This window comes from Brucella gallinifaecis (assembly GCF_006476605.1).
Taxonomy (GTDB): domain Bacteria; phylum Pseudomonadota; class Alphaproteobacteria; order Rhizobiales; family Rhizobiaceae; genus Brucella; species Brucella gallinifaecis.
The window spans coordinates 88,568-108,019 of sequence record NZ_ML636802.1 but is presented as its reverse complement, the minus strand read 5'-3'; the positions used below and the strand labels follow the sequence as shown (position 1 = coordinate 108,019).

Sequence of the window (19,452 nt, the reverse complement as noted above, 5' to 3'; positions counted from 1 at the left end):
TTAATGCTAATATGCTGAGGGATCATGGCAACTGACGACGCAAAGGCACTTTTTTTTGATCGAAACCTTTGTGGGCTGACGCCTCTTCATCTTGAGAGAGCACGCTTCTATCTGGCCGATCTTCGGGAGCGGGCGCAGAGCGAAGAACTGAGCCTTGTTGTGGAGCTTTTGCACAATGAAAAAGTGCAGAGCTTTTTGTCGGCGGTTCTCGACCTTTCTCCCTTCATCCGCGAGTCGCTGATCCGCAACCCAGCCATCCTTGAGCGGATTATATCCAGCCCACCTGAAATGGCGCTTAACGATCTGCTTGCGCAGATTTCCAGTTCAGGAATAGAAGAGGGCATTAGTGAAGCAGCTTTAATGGCCAGCCTGCGCCAGCATAAACGTGCAGCGCATGTGCTGATCGCACTTTGTGATCTGGCCCGGATTTTTAATACTGAAGCGACAACCGGCTGGCTCACTGATCTTGCAGAGGCCTGCACTGGTGCTGCTATCCGTTTTCTGCTTCGCGAGGCCGATAGCGCAGGCAAGATCAAGCTTTCGGATCGCAACAATCCCGAAAAAGAAAGCGGCTGGATCGTGCTTGGCATGGGCAAGTTCGGTGCCCGCGAGCTGAATTATTCCTCCGATATTGACCTCATTGTTTTTATTGATTCCGAGCGTCCGGCAATCATTGATCCCTATGAACGTGTTGATCTATTCTCACGATTGACACGGCGTCTTGTACGTATTTTGCAAGATCGCACGGCTGACGGATATGTCTTCCGTGTTGATTTGCGTTTGCGGCCTGATCCGGGATCAACGCCATTGGCGATTCCTGTTGGCGCGGCCCTTCATTATTATGAAGGGCGTGGCCAGAACTGGGAACGCGCCGCGATGATCAAGGCGCGTCCGGTGGCGGGTGATCGCGAATCCGGCCTGCAAGTGCTGGCAGAACTGGCGCCCTATGTCTGGCGCAAATATCTTGATTATGCGGCAATTGCTGATGTGCATTCGATCAAACGTCAGATACACGCCCATAAAGGTCACGGCGATATTGCGGTTCGCGGGCATAATGTGAAGCTTGGTCGTGGCGGCATCCGCGAGATTGAATTTTTCGTGCAGACACAGCAATTGATTGCCGGCGGTCGCTTTCCTGAATTGCGCGGCAATCAGACTGTGCCCATGCTGGCAAGGCTTGCCGAACGCGGCTGGATCACGCAAAAGGCCCGGGACGCCCTCGCTAAGGAATATTATTTTCTGCGTGATGTTGAGCATCGCATCCAGATGATTGCCGACGAGCAAACCCATATTCTGCCGGAAGACGATGAGGGCTTTGCCCGTGTTGCGCATATGATGGGTTACAGCGATCCGGCAGAGTTTTCCGATATATTTCTGTCGACCCTCAAGATTGTCGAAAAGCATTATGCAGCACTTTTCGAGCAGGCCCCGGAGCTTGGCTCATCGAGTGGAAATCTGGTTTTCACAGGTGATGTGGATGATCCGGGCACATTGGAAACACTTGCCTCTATGGGCTATGAGCGTCCCAGCGATATATGCCGTGTCATCCGTATATGGCATTTTGGCCGTTATCGTGCCACGCAATCCGCAGAGGCACGGGAGCGTCTGACGGAACTCACGCCAGCTCTTTTACAAGCTTTTGCCGAAACAAAACGCGCCGATGAATCGCTGTTGCGTTTCGATGCTTTTCTGCAGGGGCTGCCTTCCGGCATTCAGCTTTTCAGTCTGCTCCAATCCAATCCGCGTCTTCTCAATCTTCTCGTAATGATCATGAGTGCGGCGCCACGGCTTGCGGAAGTGATTACCCGCAATCCGCATGTTTTTGACGGGTTGCTTGATCCGGCAATTTTTTCGGAAATGCCGACACGAAATTATCTCGAAGAGCGTTTGCATGCATTTTTGGGTTCGGCCAGCGATTATGAGGAGGTGCTTGATCGCCTGCGCATCTTCGCAGCCGAGCATCGTTTTCTGATTGGTATTCGTTTGCTCACCAGCGCGATTGATGGCGTGCGGGCAGGGCGTGCCTTTTCCGATCTGGCTGAACTGATGATCGGCAAGGCATTTGAGGCGGTGGAATCTGAATTGCAACGCCGCCATGGTAAGGTGAAAGGTGCGAAAGTTGCATTGCTTGCCATGGGTAAACTGGGCAGCCGGGAACTGACAGCAGGTTCTGACGTCGATCTGATCCTGCTCTATGACCATGATAAGGATACGGATTATTCTGATGGCGAAAAGCCGCTGGCGCCTTCGCAATATTATATTCGCCTCACGCAGCGTCTGATTGCAGCCCTGTCTGCTCCGACCGCTGAAGGCGTTCTTTATGAAGTTGATATGCGTTTGCGTCCATCCGGCAATAAAGGTCCGGTTGCGACCCATATCGAATCTTTTGGCAAATATCAGCGCAGTGAAGCATGGACATGGGAGCATATGGCCCTGACACGCGCACGTCCAATCCATGGCGATGCGGGATTTGTGAATTTCATTAAAGGTGAAATTGACGATGTTTTATCGAGCAAATCTGACAGCGCGAGCATCGCCGGAGATGTTCGTGAAATGCGCAATCTGATCTATGAGGAAAAGCCGCCGCGTGACGACTGGGACTTCAAGCTTAAGCCCGGCGGTATTATTGATCTGGAATTTATCGCACAATTTGCCGTTCTTACTGGAAAAGTGACAAAGCAGCCGCGCCCTCTGGCAACGGAGGAGGTTCTGGCCAGTCTTGATCCTTCATTTGCCGATCCGAAGACGATTGATGATCTCGTTCAGGCGCATCGTTTCTACACTAATCTCAGTCAGACCATTCGGCTCTGTCTGGGCAGTGACGCGGCGCGTGAAGAGTTCATTCCCGGAATGATTGATCTTCTTTGCCGCGCGGCTGAATTGCCAGATATTAAGCGTGTTGAACATCATATCAGTGAACTTTCTGTCAGTGTCCGAACCAGTTTTGAGAGACTTATACCCAATCTGGATGAGTCATACTCATCGTGATTGGGGTAAGCCCGTGTGGCGATTGAACCTTTTCAAGGCGCGATGCGATAGCATCTTGGCGCCTTGATATTATTGGATAATCAGGCAGCATGAATTTCATTGTCGAGAACAGTCGATGTCCATTGTTTGCGGTCTGGAATGCAGACTGCAACCACGGTTCCTACACCTTCGGTTGAGCGAATGCGTAGCCAGCCACCATGCAGTTCTGCAAGGGAGCGGGTAATTGCAAGGCCAAGACCAGAACCGCTATGAGACTTGGTGAACTGGTTTTCCACTTGTTCAAACGGCTGGCCGATTTTTCGTATGGCGGATTTTGGAATGCCGACACCGGTGTCTTGAATAGTCATAAACAGAGCTGATCCGGTCTTGCGGGCACGCACGGTGATGTGGCCGTTATGTGAAGTGAATTTCACTGCGTTTGACAGAAGGTTGATCAACACCTGCTTGACCGCACGACGATCGGCATTGAGTTGCATATTTTCTTCGATCCGTGTCTCGACAGTGATGTTTTTTTCATCAGCCTGAAGCGAGATCATCCGCACAGTTTCCTTGATCAATGGGCAGAGATCGATTTCCTCACGGTCGAGTGAAAAATGACCGGCTTCAATTTTCGACATGTCGAGAATATCATTGATAACATTGAGCAGAAAATTGCCGCTGGTGTGAATATCATTGATATATTCTTCATAGCGGTCCGAACCGAGCGGCCCGAATGTGCCAGCCTGAATCATTTCCGAGAACCCGATGATTGCATTGAGTGGCGTGCGCAATTCATGGGACATATTGGCAAGGAATTCGGATTTCGAGCGGTTTGCTGCTTCTGCACGCTCTTTTTCCTGACTATATTTGCGTGCCAGTTCTGAAAGCTCACGCACGCGGTCGCGCTCGCCTTTTCGTGCGATCGACAGATCGTGAATGGTGGCCATCAGACGGCGCTCACTTTCGACCAGACGTTCCTGATGCTGCTTGATCTGTGTAATATCGGTTGCAATGGACACAAGACCACCGTCCTGTGTGCGCCGTTCATTGACCTGTAGCCAGCGGCCATCGCCCAGCTGTCGTTCAAAGGTCTGCCCGCCTGCGCGATTATGTTCGTTTGCCATACGGCGTTCAAAGCTGAATGGGCGGGTATGCGCGTCAACTTCATTGCGTGGCACACCGGGCTTCAATGTCCAGACTGGCAGACCCGCATATTCGCTGAATTTGGAATTGGCCATGACCAGACGATTATTGGCGTCCCAGAGAACAAAGGCTTCGGAAATATTCTCAATCGCTTCACGGATACGCATATCGGCTTCTGCCGTTTGCTGTGCGAAACGGTGCTGTTCGCTGACGTCAAAGGCAATGCCTACAAGATGCAGTTCATTTTCAGTGGTGATTTCGGCGCGAACCCGCATCCAGACCCATGAGCCATCAGCATGACGCATGCGGAAAACACGATCAACATGGGAAATATCGCCTGCCGCCGCCTGTTCAGCAATGGAATAGAGGTCGCCGTCTTCCGGGTTGATGATTGCCGATACGTCGCCAAAAGCGAGCACTGCGTCCTGCGCTTCATAGCCCAGCATCTCATACATGGATCGGGACCAGTAGATGCGTCCGCGTGCCATGTCCCAGTCCCACAGGCCGCCACGGCCACGTGCAAGCGCCATATCAATACGTCGCTGAATCTGGGCTGAAAGATCGTCTGCCTCACGCGCTCGCGCCGCCTGGCTGAAATAGGCGTAGAGAATGGCAAACATCATGGCGGTCGTGCCCGCAAAAAGAGTTATGTTCAGATAGACGGCACGAGTCCACTCTGCCAATATTGTGCTTTCGGGTTCTGCTGCGATGATCGCATAGGGAACGGTAATCGGCTTTGAAACCGTGCCAAAAGCAACTTCACCATTCATGACAATTGTCAGAACGCCAGCACGTTCTGCAAACATGAAGAGAGGCTGAATGTCGCTGAACACATCATCGGCTTGCTTGCCCACAATATCTGCTGCGGGGCCGGATGCGGTGACAATGACAAAATCATCATTGACCAGTGCGACAGTCATACCGCTGGATGAAAGTCCGCGTGATCGAAATTCAACAATTATATTATCAAGATCTTTGGGCGACATTTGCGCACCAGACTGGGTGCCATTGGCGGCACGCTCGATCATTTGCGCGAGATTGGCAGTTGCAGCAGACAGGGCGGCTTTATGCTGAAGCTCAATGTCTTCGCGCCAGGACAGCATTGAGAAAACCCGTGCCACGCCAAGAATAACCAGAAAAATGATGATGAGGGCTGGAACCAGGCGGCGCAGCGAAGGTTCTACGGCCATGAATTTACCGTAGGCCGGGCCTGCGAGAAGCTTGGCATGACCTGAGAGCCTGCCTTTCTTTCGCCTGCCGCCGGAGCCACGCCTCTTCTCCGCCGTCGCGTTATACGCGTCGGTGCTCACCATCTATAGGTCCCTCTGATATGCTGAAACAGTTCCAGAAATACGCCAGAAGCGCTGTCCACCCAAAACTGTATGAACTTGAAATTACTACTCGAAATGCTTCGGAATACGCCATCACCGAATATGGCTACTGAATCAAAAGTGATTCGCGCTGTCCAGCAAATTCGTTAACGAGAAGTAAAATATATGGTTTCGGGAGGGGGAATATTGTTGAATCTCAACCTGTTAACTGGAATCAGTTTGATAGATGCTTCTTCTAACACCATGAAAAGACTCATGAAAATTCCAGCCGTTTTAAGGATGGGCGCAGCTTTGCACCAAAAGCCTTGAAATGATCAGACCCGCCCCTTTTCGGGGCGGGTCTGGCGAATCACAGGAATCAATAATTGAGTAGCGAATCAGTTCAGCGTCCGGTCCACGATATCACGCAGATCAGTCGAAAGTTTTTGGGTGCCTGAAATGCGGGCGAGGGCAGTACGTGCCTGTTCGCGGCGTGTATTTTCTAAAGACCGCCATGACCGCAATGCAGTGAGAAGCCGTGCAGCAAGCTGCGGGTTTTCAGGATCAATGGCCAGAACAATATCTGCAAAGAAACTGTAAGCTGCGCCATCCTTACGGTTGAACCCGGTCGGGTTGGCTGCGGAAAAAGCACCGATCAGCGAGCGCACGCGATTGGGATTGTCGAACGAAAACAATTTGTGTTTTGTCAGTGACCGAACTGTTTCAAGTGCCTTTTCACCCGGACGCGTTGCTTGCACGACAAACCATTTGTCCATGACCAGACCGTCATCGCCAAAGCGTTTTTCAAAGGCCGAAAGCGCATTTTGCGCTTCGTGGCTGTCACCAAAACGGTGCACCAGCACGCTCAGCGCCGCTGCACGTTCGCTCATATTATTGGCATTTGTAAATTGTTGCGCCGCGCGTGCCGGGCTGTTTTCATAGTGGCTGAGATAGTCGAGAAGAACATTGCGTAATGAGCGTTTGCCCGCAGATGCAGCATCCGGTGAAAATGGGCCATCTTGCTGCAAACTTGTATAAAGCCCGGAAAATTCTTTGGCATAAGCGGCTCCGATTGCAGCGATCAGATGCTCACGGCTTGCAAAGATTGCGTCGGGGTCAACATTCTCACCCGTCTCACGCGCAATGTCGCTCTCGCTGGGCAAGGTCAGGCATAAAGCACGGAATGCAGCATCAAGCGTTTCGTCAGAAGCGATCCTGCCTATAAGCTCAATGATTTTGCGATCAGTTTCAGGCGCATGTCCGCCACGGAAACGCTTTGCACCTTCAAGCAAGGCCTGTGTGAGGATGACGGTGAGCGCCTGCCAGCGAGCAACCGGATCACTGTCATTGAGTGCAAGGAACGTCCAATCCTGTGTATCAAGGGGGATGATCAGATTGATAGGCGCTGAGAAGCCACGCAGCAGCGATGGGACAGGGCGCTCTTTAATGCCTTTGAAGGTGATTGTTTCTGAAGAGGTATGCAGATGAATTATACCGTCATGAACATTGCCGCCTTCAACAGACGAGATTTGCATATCCTTGCCGTCAGAACCAAGCAGGCCGAAAGCCACGGGAATATGCATTGGTTTTTTTATCGGTTGGCCGGGTGTGGGAGCGAGTGATTGCCTGAACCTGATGGTGTAGCTTTGCTGTAGCGCATCGAAATCAAAATCTGCTTCGACTTTTGGAGTGCCTGACTGATCATACCAGAGGGCAAATTGCGAAAAGTCCTGCCCGGATACATCAGCAAAGACCTTGATGAAGTCTTCAATTGTCGCCGCATCACCATCATGGCGCTCAAAATAAAGATCCATACCTTTGCGGAAAAGCTCAGAGCCGATAATGGTGCGGATCATGCGCACGACTTCAGAGCCTTTTTCATAGACCGTTGCAGTATAGAAATTGTTGATCTCGCTATATTGGCGTGGGCGCACAGGATGCGAGAGCGGGCCGCTGTCTTCAGGAAATTGCTGCGCTTTAAGAATTTTAACTTCCGAAATGCGTTTGACGGGGCGGGAGCGTGCATCGGCTGAAAATTCGTGATCGCGATAGACCGTCAGCCCTTCCTTGAGGCAAAGCTGGAACCAATCGCGACAAGTGATACGGTTTCCGGTCCAGTTATGGAAATATTCATGCGCGATAACGGCTTCTATGCCGGCATAATCAGCATCTGTTGCTGTGTCAGGATCGGCCAGAACATATTTATCATTGAAGACATTAAGCCCTTTGTTCTCCATGGCGCCCATGTTGAAGTCGGACACTGCAACAATATTGAAAATATCGAGATCATATTCGCGCCCGAATTTTTCTTCATCCCAGCGCATGGATCGTTTCAGCGCATCCATAGCATAAAGCGCACGATCCTTTTTGCCATGTTCGACATAAATGGCGAGGTCGACAGGGCGGCCAGACTGCGTTGTGAAATGGTCCGTCACCACATCAAGCGCACCGGCAACGAGCGCAAACAGATATGACGGTTTCGGATGTGGATCGTGCCAGATGGCAAAATGTCTGTCCGGCTGGCCTGAAACCATGCCCTGTTCGACAGGATTGCCATTTGCCAGCAATATGGGTGCTGCTGCTTTTTCGGCGTCAAGGCGCACCGTATAGACTGACAACACATCCGGGCGGTCATAATAATAGGTGATACGTCGAAAGCCTTCAGCTTCGCATTGTGTGCAATAGACATTGCTGGAGCGATAAAGACCCGAAAGCTGCCGATTGGTGGTCGGGTTAACTTCAGTGATTATTTCCAGTGTAAAGCGTCTGGTGTCTGGCAGATCGGTAATTTCCAGCCTGTCAGCTGTCGCGGAATAGCTGTTATCATTAAGTTTTTTACCATCAAGCTTGATGCTGATCAGTTTCAGCTCGTCACCATCCAGAACAAGCGGCGTTGCAACGCTTGTTGTGTCACGCCGTTCAATCGTCAGTTCCGCACGAACGAGCGTCTTTTCCGGTTCAAGCGTGAAATCGAGTTTCGTTTCTGGAATTGCGTAAGGGGTCGGGCGATAATCTTCAAGGCGGAATGTCTGGCCGGAATCAGTACGCATTGCGAAACTCTTCTTTGTTATTGCTCTAATGCTGGAGTCGTATCCGGCTTTTTAGCAAACGACAAGAAAAGCGAAGTTGATCGCTGTTTTTTGGGGCGAACAAGTCTGGCGCTTTGTTGCAAACATGCCTATGAATAGCGCATTGATAATAATGTCCCACCTTGCTCTCATATCTCCCAATTAAGGAATTGCGTTGTGAAGTCCCCTCAGGACGCGGCTGCCGCAAATGTACAGGACAATGAAGCGGCTGAACCGGATCTGCTTCAAAACAATCCAATGCTGGGCATCAGTCTCAAAGTTGCTTCGGTTGCAGTCTTTGTTGGCATGTCAACCTTGCTCAAGGCCGCGGACGGTATTCCGCTTGGACAGTTGATCTTTTTCCGTTCCTTTTTTGCAGTTCTTGCGATCCTTGTTTACTTTGCGCTACGGGGAAAAATATCGGGCATTCTTCATACACGACACGGGTTCAGCCATTTCTGGCGCGGGATGATCGGTGTCATGGCTATGTCTTTAAGCTTTTATGCCCTGACAAAATTGCCTTTGCCCGAAGCAATCGCCATTAATTATGCCTCGCCGCTGATTGCAGTCATTCTTGGGGCGGTCATCTTGCATGAAGTTGTCAGAATGTATCGCTGGAGTGCTGTGGTAATCGGACTCATTGGCGTTTTGATTATCATATGGCCGCGTATGACCCTGTTTGCAGAAGGTCAGGTCGGGCATAGTGAGGCACTGGGCGCTCTTGCAGCACTTGGTGGCGCAATCATGGCTGCTTTTGCGATGATGCTGGTGCGTCGCCTGGTTCAGACCGAACGCACATCGACTGTTGTTATTTATTTTTCGATCTCAGCAACAGTTATTTCGCTGGTGAGTATTCCATTCGGCTGGGTCATGCCAAGCTTGCCACAATTTGGTATGCTGATCGGTGCAGGTATCGCGGGCGGTATCGCGCAAATTCTGCTCACCGAATGCTATCGCCATGCACCGATGAGTACGATTGCACCGTTTGAATATACCTCCATGCTGCTTGGTCTCGGAATAGGATTTTTCTTTTTTGGCGATATTCCAACATTGGAAATGCTGTTGGGCAGCGCGATTGTCATGGGCGCCGGGGGCTATATTATTTATCGCGAACACCAGCTGGCGATTGAACCACACAAGAAAAACACACCGCAACAAACCCAGTGAAAATCAGGACTGGCCGGACGTACCTTCCGCACGCGGATCGAGCTGCATGGTTTCAGGTGTCGGTTGTCCATCCGGTGTATAGATCTTGAATTCAGTTTTTTGATCGCTGACCGCTGGCCGTTCAAAACGGCGAATACGCCAATAGGCATGCAGTCCATAAACAGCATAGGCAATCGCCATGGTGACGAAGAAACCGGATGCCCCCATCATGTCCATAAGCGGACCCGATAGTGCAGGGCCAATGACACTGCCAGCACCGTAAATAATGAGCAGTCCGCTTGAAACCTCTACGAATTCGCTTGTGTCGGCATAGTCATTGGCATGGGCCACATTGAGACTGTAAATTGGATAGATAACGGAACCGAAGAAAAACATCATCGCATAAAGTGCATAGGTTGAAGTGGGATGCACGACCAGCATGATCATTGATATTATAAAACCGACAGCCCCTGCGATCACCATTACATAACGCCGGTCCACGACATCAGAAGCGCGTCCGAGCGGATATTGGAAAATAACGCCGCCGATCATCGCACATGCAAGCATCGTCGCGATACCAAAGGTCGAAAGCCCATTCATCTCGCCGTAAATAGCAGCAAGAAAGTTCCATGTTCCCGCGACAATACCTGCAATCAGTGAGCCGATAACCGCTGCCGGAGAGCGGCGATAGAGGCTTTTCAGATCGATCCTGACCTGTGTGAGAGGGTTTGGGGACTGCGCACTGGATAGGGCCGTAGGCAGGAGTGCGCTTGCATAAATGATGGCGCAGATGATGAAGAGGGTCTGGGTACTGGCATCTCCAAATGGCAAAATATACTGGCCGCACATCAGGCCGAGCATTGTTATGATCATATAAATCGAAAAAACACGGCCACGCGATTCATTGGTGACACGTTCATTCAACCAGCTTTCAATAATCATATAGGAGCCTGCCAGTGAGAAACCTGCAATGCCGCGAAAAATCATCCATGCATATGGGCTGATGATCAGCGAATGGAGTAGCAAGGCAATCGATAAAAGTGTCAGGAGTGCCGAGAAAACACGAACATGCCCGACACGCCGCACCAGATGCGGAATGGCGATACAGCCTATTGTAAAGGCAAGCGAATAGGTCATCCCCATCCAGCCAATGGTTGTGGTCGACCAGCCTTCGAGACCGCCGCGAATAGGCAGCAGAATACCTGCGAGGCCACCTGCAAGCAGCATTAAAAATGTGCTCGCCAAAAGTGCTGCGATGGGCAAAAGCTGACCGGCCATGAAAAGCTCCGTGAAGAACTGAATTAAGAATCAAACAGTCAATTACCGGGCATTTGCGGCTTGCTGGTGACAGTGCTTCTGCCGATGCCATTGAAATATGTGAAGATCAATCGCGTAATTCAGCCAGCTTCATTTTTACATCAAGAAAGTCGCGCCACGCAAAGCGCTTTTGCGCAGGGGTACGCAAAAGCGAGTCAGGATTAAGGGTCGGCATGACCGGAATATTGATACGCGACGCAGTGGTGTGGATCTTCCAGTTGCCACGCATACGGATGATGCTTTCGGTTGCTCCTGTCAGCAACTTGCCAGCAGGCCCGCCCAGCGCGACCAGAATTTTGGGTGATGCAAGCTCTATCTGCCGTTCAATGAACGGGCGGCATAGTTCGGTTTCAAGCGGTGTTGGAGGGCGATTGCCGGGCGGACGCCATGGAATTATATTGGCAATATAGATATTTTCGCGTTTCAGTCCGATAGCTTCAATCATCCCGTTGAGCAGTTGCCCTGACTTGCCCATGAAAGGCAGCCCTTCCATATCTTCATCACGTCCGGGCGCTTCGCCGACAAACATAATATCGGATGCCGGATCACCATCAGCAAAGCACAGGTTTTTGGCCGTTGATTTCAGGCTGCAGCCATCAAAAGCTGCCAGCGCTTCGCGCAATTCTTCCAGTGAACGTGCTTGCGCTGCGGCCACCCGGGCAAGTTCTATCTGTGCATTGTCCGGCACGTCGGACGCTGCCTTGACAGGTCTGTTTGACGCCGAAGGCGTTGCTGCGCGTGGCGGCTGTTGTGTCCGCTCTGGCCGCGAGCCTGGCATTGCAGCAGAATGCGTATCCGGCACCCGTGTTGATGTGGGGGGTGGGGCAGCAAAACGATCTACAGGTGTTTCTGAAAGCGGCATGTCTATGCCTGCTTCTGCATAAAAACGCAGCAAGCCTTCCATATCCAGCATTTCACGATCATTTTTCATTCTTGTACCTCAGCAAATGAGGTGGCGAATTTTGGCTCTGAAAGCAAGAGCATGTCATTGCTTTCTGCTTTAAAGTGATCGTCTTAGTATAAATTCTGTTTGCGGCAGAATGCCTCAATGCTGAATTTTATTGATTTAAAAATTGACGTTTACGTTAAGGTAAATATTACTTATTGTAGTAATTGGAGATTTTTTGGACAATTGGACGCATATGCGACAGTCCTTAACTCTGCGAGAGGGTAGGGCCAATATGGGGAAACTCGATTTGCGGTAACGTTTATCGTTAATCGCGATGGGGTTATGAGAAAAAATAACTGGATGCATTTTTCGCACTGAAATAGTGAGGACATGTGAATCTGATGGAGGCATGGAATGTCTGACGCCCCGGCAATCGCGAATCCGGAACTTTCTGAACGCGAAAGCCCCGAACGTGAAAGCATGGAATTTGATGTGGTGATTGTTGGCGCAGGCCCTGCAGGTCTTGCTGCTTCTATCCGTTTCAAGCAAATTAACCCGGAGCTTTCAGTCGTCGTTCTTGAAAAAGGCGGCGAGGTCGGTGCGCATATATTGTCTGGTGCCGTTGTTGATCCGAGCGGCATCGATCAGCTTTTACCGGGCTGGCGCGAAGAAGAGGGGCATCCGTTCAAGACCCCTGTGACCGATGATCATTTTCTGCTGCTTGGTCCTGCGGGTTCGGTGCGTTTGCCAAATTTCGCAATGCCGCCGCTGATGAGCAATCATGGCAATTATATCGTGTCGCTTGGTAATGTTTGCCGCTGGCTTGGCACCAAGGCTGAAGAGCTGGGTGTTGAAATCTATCCGGGCTTTGCCGCGACCGAAGTGCTTTATAATGATGAAGGTGCTGTAATCGGCGTTGCGACCGGTGATATGGGCGTTGAGCGTGACGGCACGCATGGTCCAAATTATACACGCGGCATGGCTTTGCTGGGCAAATATGTGCTGATTGGTGAAGGTGCGCGCGGTTCGCTTACCAAGGAACTGATTGCAAAATTCAAGCTTGATGAAGGTCGTGAGCCAGCCAAATTCGGTATTGGTCTGAAAGAACTCTGGCAGGTTGATCCATCAAAGCATAAGGCTGGTCTGGTGCAGCATTCCTTTGGCTGGCCACTTGATATGAAGACCGGCGGTGGCTCGTTCCTTTATCATCTTGAAGATAATATGGTTGCAGTCGGCTTTGTGCTGCATCTCAATTACAAGAACCCATATCTGTCGCCGTTTGAAGAGTTTCAGCGTTTCAAGACGCATCCTGCAATCCGCGATACGTTTGAAGGTGGCAAGCGTCTGTCTTATGGCGCACGCGCGATTACAGAAGGCGGCTTCCAGTCGGTACCCAAGCTGTCATTTCCGGGTGGAGCGCTGATCGGCTGTTCGGCTGGTTTCGTCAATGTACCGCGCATCAAGGGTAGCCATAACGCGGTTCTGTCGGGCATTCTTGCAGCCGACAAGATTGCAGAAGCCTTGAGCGCCGGTCGTGCCAATGACGAGCCGATCGAGATTGAAAACAGCTGGCGCGACAGTGCAATTGGCAAGGATCTCAAGAAAGTCCGTAACGTCAAGCCGCTCTGGTCGAAGCTTGGGACAGTTATGGGTGTGGCGCTTGGTGGGTTTGATATGTGGACAAACCAGTTATTTGGTTTTTCATTTTTCGGCACATTGAAGCACGGCAAGACCGATGCGCAGAGCCTTGAGCCAGCCGCAAAACACAAGAAGATCGACTATCCGAAGCCGGATGGTGTTCTGACCTTTGATCGTTTGTCATCGGTGTTTTTGTCCAATACCAATCATGACGAAAACGAGCCGGTACATTTGCAGGTTGCTGATATGAAGCTGCAACAGACATCTGAGCATGATGTTTTTGCTGGCCCATCGACGCGCTATTGTCCGGCAGGTGTTTATGAATGGGTGGATGCAGATGGCAATTCTGCTGCTGACCCGCAGGCCAAGGATGTGCGTTATGTGATTAATGCGCAGAACTGTGTGCATTGCAAAACCTGCGACATCAAGGACCCCAACCAGAATATCAATTGGGTTCCGCCACAAGGCGGCGAAGGACCGGTTTACGTAAACATGTAATGTTTACGGGAACCGTGTCCGTCTCGACCGCCGTGAAAAATGTCGGTGAAGGACCTGTTTACGTAAACATGTAATGTTTACGGGAACCGTGTCCGTCTCGACCGCCGCGAAAAAATGCCGGCGAAGGACCTGTTTACGTAAACATGTAATGTTTACGGGAACTGTGTCCGTCTCGACCGCCGTGAAAAATGTCGGCGAAGGACCTGTTTACGTAAACATGTAATGTTTATGGGAACTGTGTCCGTCTCGCCCGCCGTGAAAAAATGCCGGCGAAGGCCTGTTTGCGTATCCATATAATTGAAAAAGGCGGTTTGAAACCGCCTTTTTATTGGAGCATGACTGACTGCGTTTCTGGCTCGTCTGTATCTGGACGTATTGGCAGCGGAACTGAAAACTCAAGCCTTACAGGCAAGTGGTCGGAGCCCACATCCTCACGCACAGCTGCAACAGGTGCTTCAATATCATGGCTTACAAGAATCTGATCGATGGGCAGACCGGCATAGGGCGCGAGTGTGACCGGAAGACTCTGGAGCATCCATGTGCCGCCGATTCCAGTCATTGCCATTGTTTGCGAAGCCATTTCGATGCGATGGACCGCATTGCTCCATGGTGTTGCGTTGAAATCACCTGCGATGATTGAAGGCCCATTGAATTTCTGCAATTCCGGCACCAGCACATCGATGATCGCTGCCTGATTGAACGGCCATGGAAGTGTGGCATGATAGGATGCAACATGGACGCTTGTACCGCTGAAATCGATTGAAGTCATGGCAAGGTGGTCATCGCCCAGACAGGCCTGTTCACTGCCTTCACTGAACGGACGGCGAGACAGAATACCTACTCCCATATTGCTTCCATTTTTGCGGCATTCAAAATGATAGGGATATGTGCTTTTGAGAATATCGATCCACATGGCCTAATCCGGGCCGGCTTCCTGATAGGTGATAATGTCAGGCTTTTCGTGGGCAATCATTTGCAAAACGCGCTTTGGTTCTGGATTGTCATAGCGCAGATTGATCTGTACCAGACTGTAGCGGGCGCCGCTTGTTGGCGCATTGCTCTGCGCAGACGTGGATCTGTCGAGCAGATTGCGCGTTGTACCCAATGTTGTGCTGAAAGCAAGGATGGCAAACAGCAGGATCATTATGCTCTCACGCCGCATCCTCGTGAACAGAAGCGGCAGAGCCAGCAATCCCATCAGAATTGCGAGCTGTGGCCGAAAATGCGCAAATGAATCGAATATCGGATGTGCTGATCCAAGAAAACCCAGCACCAGCGGTACTGATACCACAACAGCGACGATCAGCAGGGTCAATGAAATTGTGTCGCGAGTGTTTGACATCATGGGTGACTAGCGGCTGATTGCGGCGTGATAATGATGCCGAAAACATTGCTTTCGGCATCTGTTGTCTTACTGGAAGGCTGTTTCATAGAAGCTTCTAAGTTTGCGTGAATGCAACCGTTCATCCGACATGGCTGCGATTTTTTCCATTGCGCGAATGCCGATTTGCAGATGCTGTGCAACTTGACGCTTGTAAAACTCCGTGGCCATGCCGGGCAGCTTCAATTCGCCATGCAGTGGTTTGTCGGAAACGCACAGCAGCGTGCCATAGGGAACACGAAACCGGAAACCATTGGCGGCAATGGTGGCCGATTCCATATCAAGTGCGACTGCTCGCGCCTGTGATAACCGCTGAACAGGGCCGCGCTGGTCGCGCAATTCCCAGTTACGATTGTCGATAGTAGCGACCGTGCCGGTACGCATGATGCGTTTAAGATCATATCCCTCAAGGCCGGTAATTTCTTCAACCGCTTCTTCCAGTGCCACCTGAATTTCGGCAAGGGCTGGCAACGGCACCCATGCCGGAAGATCGTCATCAAGAACGTGGTCTTCACGCATGTAAGCATGGGCCAGCACATAATCACCGAGCTGCTGGCTGTTTCTTAAACCTGCACAGTGCCCGAGCATGACCCATGCATGAGGGCGCAAAACTGCAATATGGTCGGTAATTGTCTTTGCATTGGATGGTCCGACACCGATATTGACCATGGTGATGCCGGAATGATCTGCTCGTTGCAGATGATAGGCGGGCATTTGCGGCATACGTTGTAGTGCAGCACCATTGCTAGGTGCAGTTTCGCCTGCGCGTGTTATTGCATTGCCGGGCTCAACGAAGCTGTCATAGCCGCCGCCACCTTCAGCCATCAGCTTGCGTGCATAGGCGCAGAATTCGTCCATATAGAACTGATAGTTGGTGAACAGGACAAAGTTCTGGAAATGCTTGGGACTGGTTGCTGTGTAATGCGCAAGCCTGTGCAGAGAATAGTCAACACGCTGTGCCGTGAACGGTGCCAGCGGCATTGGCTCTCCGGGGATCGGGTCAAAGTCTGCATTGACGATTTTGTCATCTGTTGCGGCAAGATCAGGCACATCAAACAGATCGCGCATTGGATATGTGAAGGCATTGGCAACCGATGCCTCAACATAAGTGCCTTCCATGAAGGCAAAATGGATTGGAATTGGTGTGCTCGATTCCTGAACCGTGACTGTCACGCCGTGATTGCGCATCAACAGGCGGATTTGCTCCTTGAGATAATGCTCAAACAGATCGGGCCGGGTAATTGTCGCGGCATAATCGCCGGGTGTGCTCACATGCCCATAAGCGAGACGGGAATCCACATGTGCAAAACTGGATGTGGACAGGCAGATTTCTGGATAAAATGCGCGGTACCGCTGAGGACGAACCTCTCCCTTTGCCAATTGCTCAAAAGCTGTGCGCAGGAATGCGGTGTTGCGGTCATAAAGCTTGCGCAACGCGGCAACTGCCGCGTTTGCATCGGTAAATATTTCAGGCTCCACAAAAGGAGGCATTTTAATTTCTGTAAGAAAAGGCTGATCGATTCGCTGTGTCATTTTTCAATTATAGCAAACTCCATGACAGCTGCATGTTCCTGTTTACGAACTACGTTGCAGGCTTACATAAAGTACCAGACCGATACCGCTCATTTCCGATTTTTGCCCGATCTGGGTGTAGGCGAAGGTTGCAGCAGGGCCTGTGAAGATGGCAGTGAAAAGCAGGACACGAAGCGCAATGAATGCTGAATTGCGGAAAGAAGAGGTCATGGTCTTTCACCTCCATCCGCCTGTTTGATATCCATTGGCGTGATCATGCTAATGACTGGTTGATTATGATAAACATCATATTTGCGCTCAACAAAAAGACTGGCGATGATCGTCAGACCTGCAATCATTAAACAGACAATAGTGACACGCCACAGCAGCATATTTTCTCCGGCTCAAAATCTTTTGCTCTATAAGCCTGAATTTAATGGTGTCACCTGAACTGTTCCTGAGAGGAGCATTCATCCGGCGTTCAAGAATATTGATGTTTCATTAACGTGATCGCTTCGCCCTTGTTTACCCTTGTGCCGGGCTCAACAGCGCTTATGTTAGCTCGCATTGAAAATACCGACAAAGCCAAAAAAGCGGGAGGTAAATACCCATGGTTGATCAGTCAAACCCCATCGAGCTTTACTATTGGCCGACACCAAATGGTTTCAAGGTCAGCATTATGCTGGAGGAGCTGGGTGTTCCCTATGAAGTCAAATATGTGAATATCGGCAAGGGCGATCAGTTTGAGCCGGATTTTCTTAAAATTGCCCCCAATAATCGTATGCCTGCGATTATTGACCCGGAAGGGCCGGGCGGTGAGCCGATTTCGGTTTTTGAATCTGGTGCAATTCTTCAATATCTCGGTCGTAAATTTGGCCAGTTCTATCCAGCCGATGAACGAAAGCGCGTCGCTGTCGATGAATGGCTGATGTGGCAGATGGCTGGACTTGGTCCCATGTCGGGTCAGGCAGGCCATTTTCGCATTTATGCGCCTGAAAAAGTACAATATGGCATTGATCGTTACACCAATGAGGTCAATCGCCTTTATGGTGTTCTCAACCGCCAGCTTGAAGGCAAGGACTATATTACAGGCGAATATTCTATTGCTGATATGGCGAGCATCGGCTGGGTTAACGCTTATAAGAATTACGATCAGAAACTGGAAGATTTTCCCAATCTCAAGCGCTGGCATGAGATCATGAACGCACGGCCTGCTGTGCAGCGCGGTCTTGCGGTTGGCAAGGAAGAGCGTGAACATGCAATGGCGCATGCAAACAAGGAAGAAGAGCAGAAAGTGCTCTTTGGCCAAAAAGCGCGATAATAGTAAAAGGCGGCTGACAGGCCGCCTTTATATTTTTTCCTACTGTCGGGTCAGGCTTTCACTTTTGCAGATCAATCCACCCATCACGCAGCCAGAAAGCGAAAGCGTATTGCCTTTGACGCTGGCTTTGCCAGTATAGGTCTTGCCTTCATCAAGCTTGTTGACCTCACCTTTATAGCTGCCGTTTTTTCCCGACATGGTGCCGATTGATTTGCCCTTATATTCGCCGGTCTGAACCGTGCCGCAATATTTGCCGCCACCACAGGCCGCATAGCTGATAATCGTTCCGTTTGGCCGCTTCCATGTGCCGACAATGGCTTCTTCAGCAAAGGCGGGTAGGGCAAGGCTGGCCGTCAGTGCAACGGCAGCAGTCAGTCCCATCATTAAATTGCGGATCATGCATTCCTCCCAAAATGCGGCAAGGCAATGCGCCTTGCAGAAAACTTACGCAAACGTAAACGTAATCGAATTTCACTCAAAGCGAAAGAGGGATAATTGAAGGCGCGGTCCGGCTGGCTTTCATTGAGCCTATTTGCACCATGGTTATCATTTGGTTTCCGGGAGCTGTGGATGAAAAAGCGGGGTTTTTAGAAAAATGCTGTAATTCGCTAAGCTTGCATGTTTAACAAAATCCCAAATTTACACCTTGTTTGGATTTTGTTGTCGCCTTGTTAAGCATCTGGTTTAACGTGCATTTTAATTCTCTCGCCTAATCTCAAGACCATGAACGGAATGACAGATCCGACAGTTCCAGAGCGGTGAATAGCCAGTTCTGGAAACAAAGAACGGACGGTTCTCGGGATTTAACAGGGATAAAAAAATGACACAGTTTCAGAGCATGACGCAGCAGAACCAGGCGGGAACGCAAGACCGCATTTTATTGGAAATGGGCTTGAAATACGCTGTAGGCCGGGATTGTGAGATCGATGTTATTGAAGCACATAAATGGCTCAATATCGCGGCTATTCGGGGCAATCAGAAGGCTGAGCGTATGCGCAATCAGGTTGCTGCAACCATGACAAAGAGCGAGCTTGCCGCAGCACTTCGTGGTGCCCGTGAATGGATGACCGCGCACTAGGGCCAATCGACATTCATTTTTCGGGCGGGGCGTGAGCCGGATTTTGTCGCAGAACAGAAGAAAAGGCCGAGGTGGTGTGAACACCATGAGGGCTTTTCGACGCATTCAGGGACAAAATCCGCCACGTCCCAAAGGGATATGGCGCAAATTGCCCATTTTGGCGTCGCTAAACCTCGATGGAGCG

General features: G+C 50.7%; 15 protein-coding genes. 5 read left to right on the top strand and 10 right to left on the bottom strand.

Features of this window, described 5'->3' with window-relative positions:
- The first annotated feature begins 24 nt into the window (after positions 1-24).
- Complete coding sequence (locus FHY56_RS05095) at positions 25-2,988, top strand: bifunctional [glutamine synthetase] adenylyltransferase/[glutamine synthetase]-adenylyl-L-tyrosine phosphorylase (RefSeq protein WP_140904100.1); 2,964 nt, start codon at positions 25-27, stop codon at positions 2,986-2,988.
- Positions 2,989-3,068: 80 nt separating this feature from the next.
- Here the strand turns inward: FHY56_RS05095 and FHY56_RS05090 are convergent, their stop codons facing one another.
- A complete protein-coding gene (locus FHY56_RS05090) occupies positions 3,069-5,423 on the bottom strand; it encodes a PAS domain-containing sensor histidine kinase (RefSeq protein ID WP_140904099.1) in 2,355 nt (784 codons plus the stop codon).
- 395 nt (positions 5,424-5,818) lie between these two features.
- Complete coding sequence (gene pepN / locus FHY56_RS05085; RefSeq protein ID WP_140904098.1) at positions 5,819-8,470, bottom strand: aminopeptidase N; 2,652 nt, start codon at positions 8,468-8,470, stop codon at positions 5,819-5,821.
- Between the two features lie 276 nt (positions 8,471-8,746).
- Here pepN and FHY56_RS05080 point away from each other — a divergent pair, with 276 nt between their 5' ends.
- On the top strand, positions 8,747-9,655 hold the full coding sequence (locus tag FHY56_RS05080) for a DMT family transporter (protein ID WP_140904358.1): 909 nt from the start codon (positions 8,747-8,749) through the stop codon (positions 9,653-9,655).
- A gap of 3 nt (positions 9,656-9,658) precedes the next feature.
- On the opposite strand, the gene FHY56_RS05075 is transcribed toward FHY56_RS05080, so the two are convergent.
- Both FHY56_RS05075 and FHY56_RS05070 read right to left on the bottom strand, forming a co-directional pair.
- Positions 9,659-10,912 (bottom strand): MFS transporter, encoded by a 1,254-nt coding sequence (locus tag FHY56_RS05075; protein WP_140904097.1) that lies wholly within the window; start codon positions 10,910-10,912, stop codon positions 9,659-9,661.
- Between the two features lie 106 nt (positions 10,913-11,018).
- Positions 11,019-11,882, bottom strand: coding sequence for a uracil-DNA glycosylase (locus FHY56_RS05070; RefSeq protein ID WP_140904096.1), 864 nt, complete (start codon positions 11,880-11,882; stop codon positions 11,019-11,021).
- 372 nt (positions 11,883-12,254) lie between these two features.
- On the opposite strand from FHY56_RS05070, the gene FHY56_RS05065 reads away from it, so the two are divergent.
- Complete coding sequence (locus tag FHY56_RS05065) at positions 12,255-13,976, top strand: electron transfer flavoprotein-ubiquinone oxidoreductase (protein WP_140904095.1); 1,722 nt, start codon at positions 12,255-12,257, stop codon at positions 13,974-13,976.
- A gap of 325 nt (positions 13,977-14,301) precedes the next feature.
- Here FHY56_RS05065 and FHY56_RS18140 read toward each other — a convergent pair whose 3' ends face one another.
- The 5 genes from FHY56_RS18140 to FHY56_RS17885 all read right to left on the bottom strand — a co-directional run bounded on the left by FHY56_RS18140 (position 14,302) and on the right by FHY56_RS17885 (position 17,261).
- On the bottom strand, positions 14,302-14,889 hold the full coding sequence (locus FHY56_RS18140) for an endonuclease/exonuclease/phosphatase family protein (protein WP_235889428.1): 588 nt from the start codon (positions 14,887-14,889) through the stop codon (positions 14,302-14,304).
- Positions 14,890-14,892: 3 nt separating this feature from the next.
- Entirely contained in the window at positions 14,893-15,321 is a 429-nt protein-coding gene (locus FHY56_RS18135; RefSeq protein ID WP_235889427.1) for a hypothetical protein, read from the bottom strand.
- 66 nt (positions 15,322-15,387) lie between these two features.
- Entirely contained in the window at positions 15,388-16,890 is a 1,503-nt protein-coding gene (locus FHY56_RS05055) for an AMP nucleosidase (RefSeq protein WP_140904094.1), read from the bottom strand.
- A 42-nt stretch (positions 16,891-16,932) separates the two neighbouring features.
- The gene (locus FHY56_RS17890) at positions 16,933-17,100 is read right to left on the bottom strand and encodes a hypothetical protein (RefSeq protein ID WP_168927589.1); all 168 of its coding nucleotides are present in this window, start codon (positions 17,098-17,100) and stop codon (positions 16,933-16,935) included.
- Positions 17,097-17,261: a hypothetical protein gene (locus tag FHY56_RS17885; protein WP_168927588.1), complete on the bottom strand. Its 165-nt coding sequence runs from the start codon at positions 17,259-17,261 to the stop codon at positions 17,097-17,099. Before FHY56_RS17885 ends, FHY56_RS17890 begins: the two co-directional genes overlap by 4 nt.
- A gap of 218 nt (positions 17,262-17,479) precedes the next feature.
- Between FHY56_RS17885 and FHY56_RS05050 the strand changes: the two genes are divergently transcribed.
- Positions 17,480-18,190: a glutathione S-transferase N-terminal domain-containing protein gene (locus FHY56_RS05050; RefSeq protein ID WP_140904093.1), complete on the top strand. Its 711-nt coding sequence runs from the start codon at positions 17,480-17,482 to the stop codon at positions 18,188-18,190.
- Positions 18,191-18,229: 39 nt separating this feature from the next.
- On the opposite strand, the gene FHY56_RS05045 is transcribed toward FHY56_RS05050, so the two are convergent.
- Positions 18,230-18,589: a DUF2147 domain-containing protein gene (locus FHY56_RS05045; RefSeq protein WP_140904092.1), complete on the bottom strand. Its 360-nt coding sequence runs from the start codon at positions 18,587-18,589 to the stop codon at positions 18,230-18,232.
- Between the two features lie 421 nt (positions 18,590-19,010).
- On the opposite strand from FHY56_RS05045, the gene FHY56_RS05040 reads away from it, so the two are divergent.
- Positions 19,011-19,268 (top strand): sel1 repeat family protein, encoded by a 258-nt coding sequence (locus FHY56_RS05040; RefSeq protein WP_140904091.1) that lies wholly within the window; start codon positions 19,011-19,013, stop codon positions 19,266-19,268.
- Positions 19,269-19,452 lie beyond the last annotated feature (184 nt).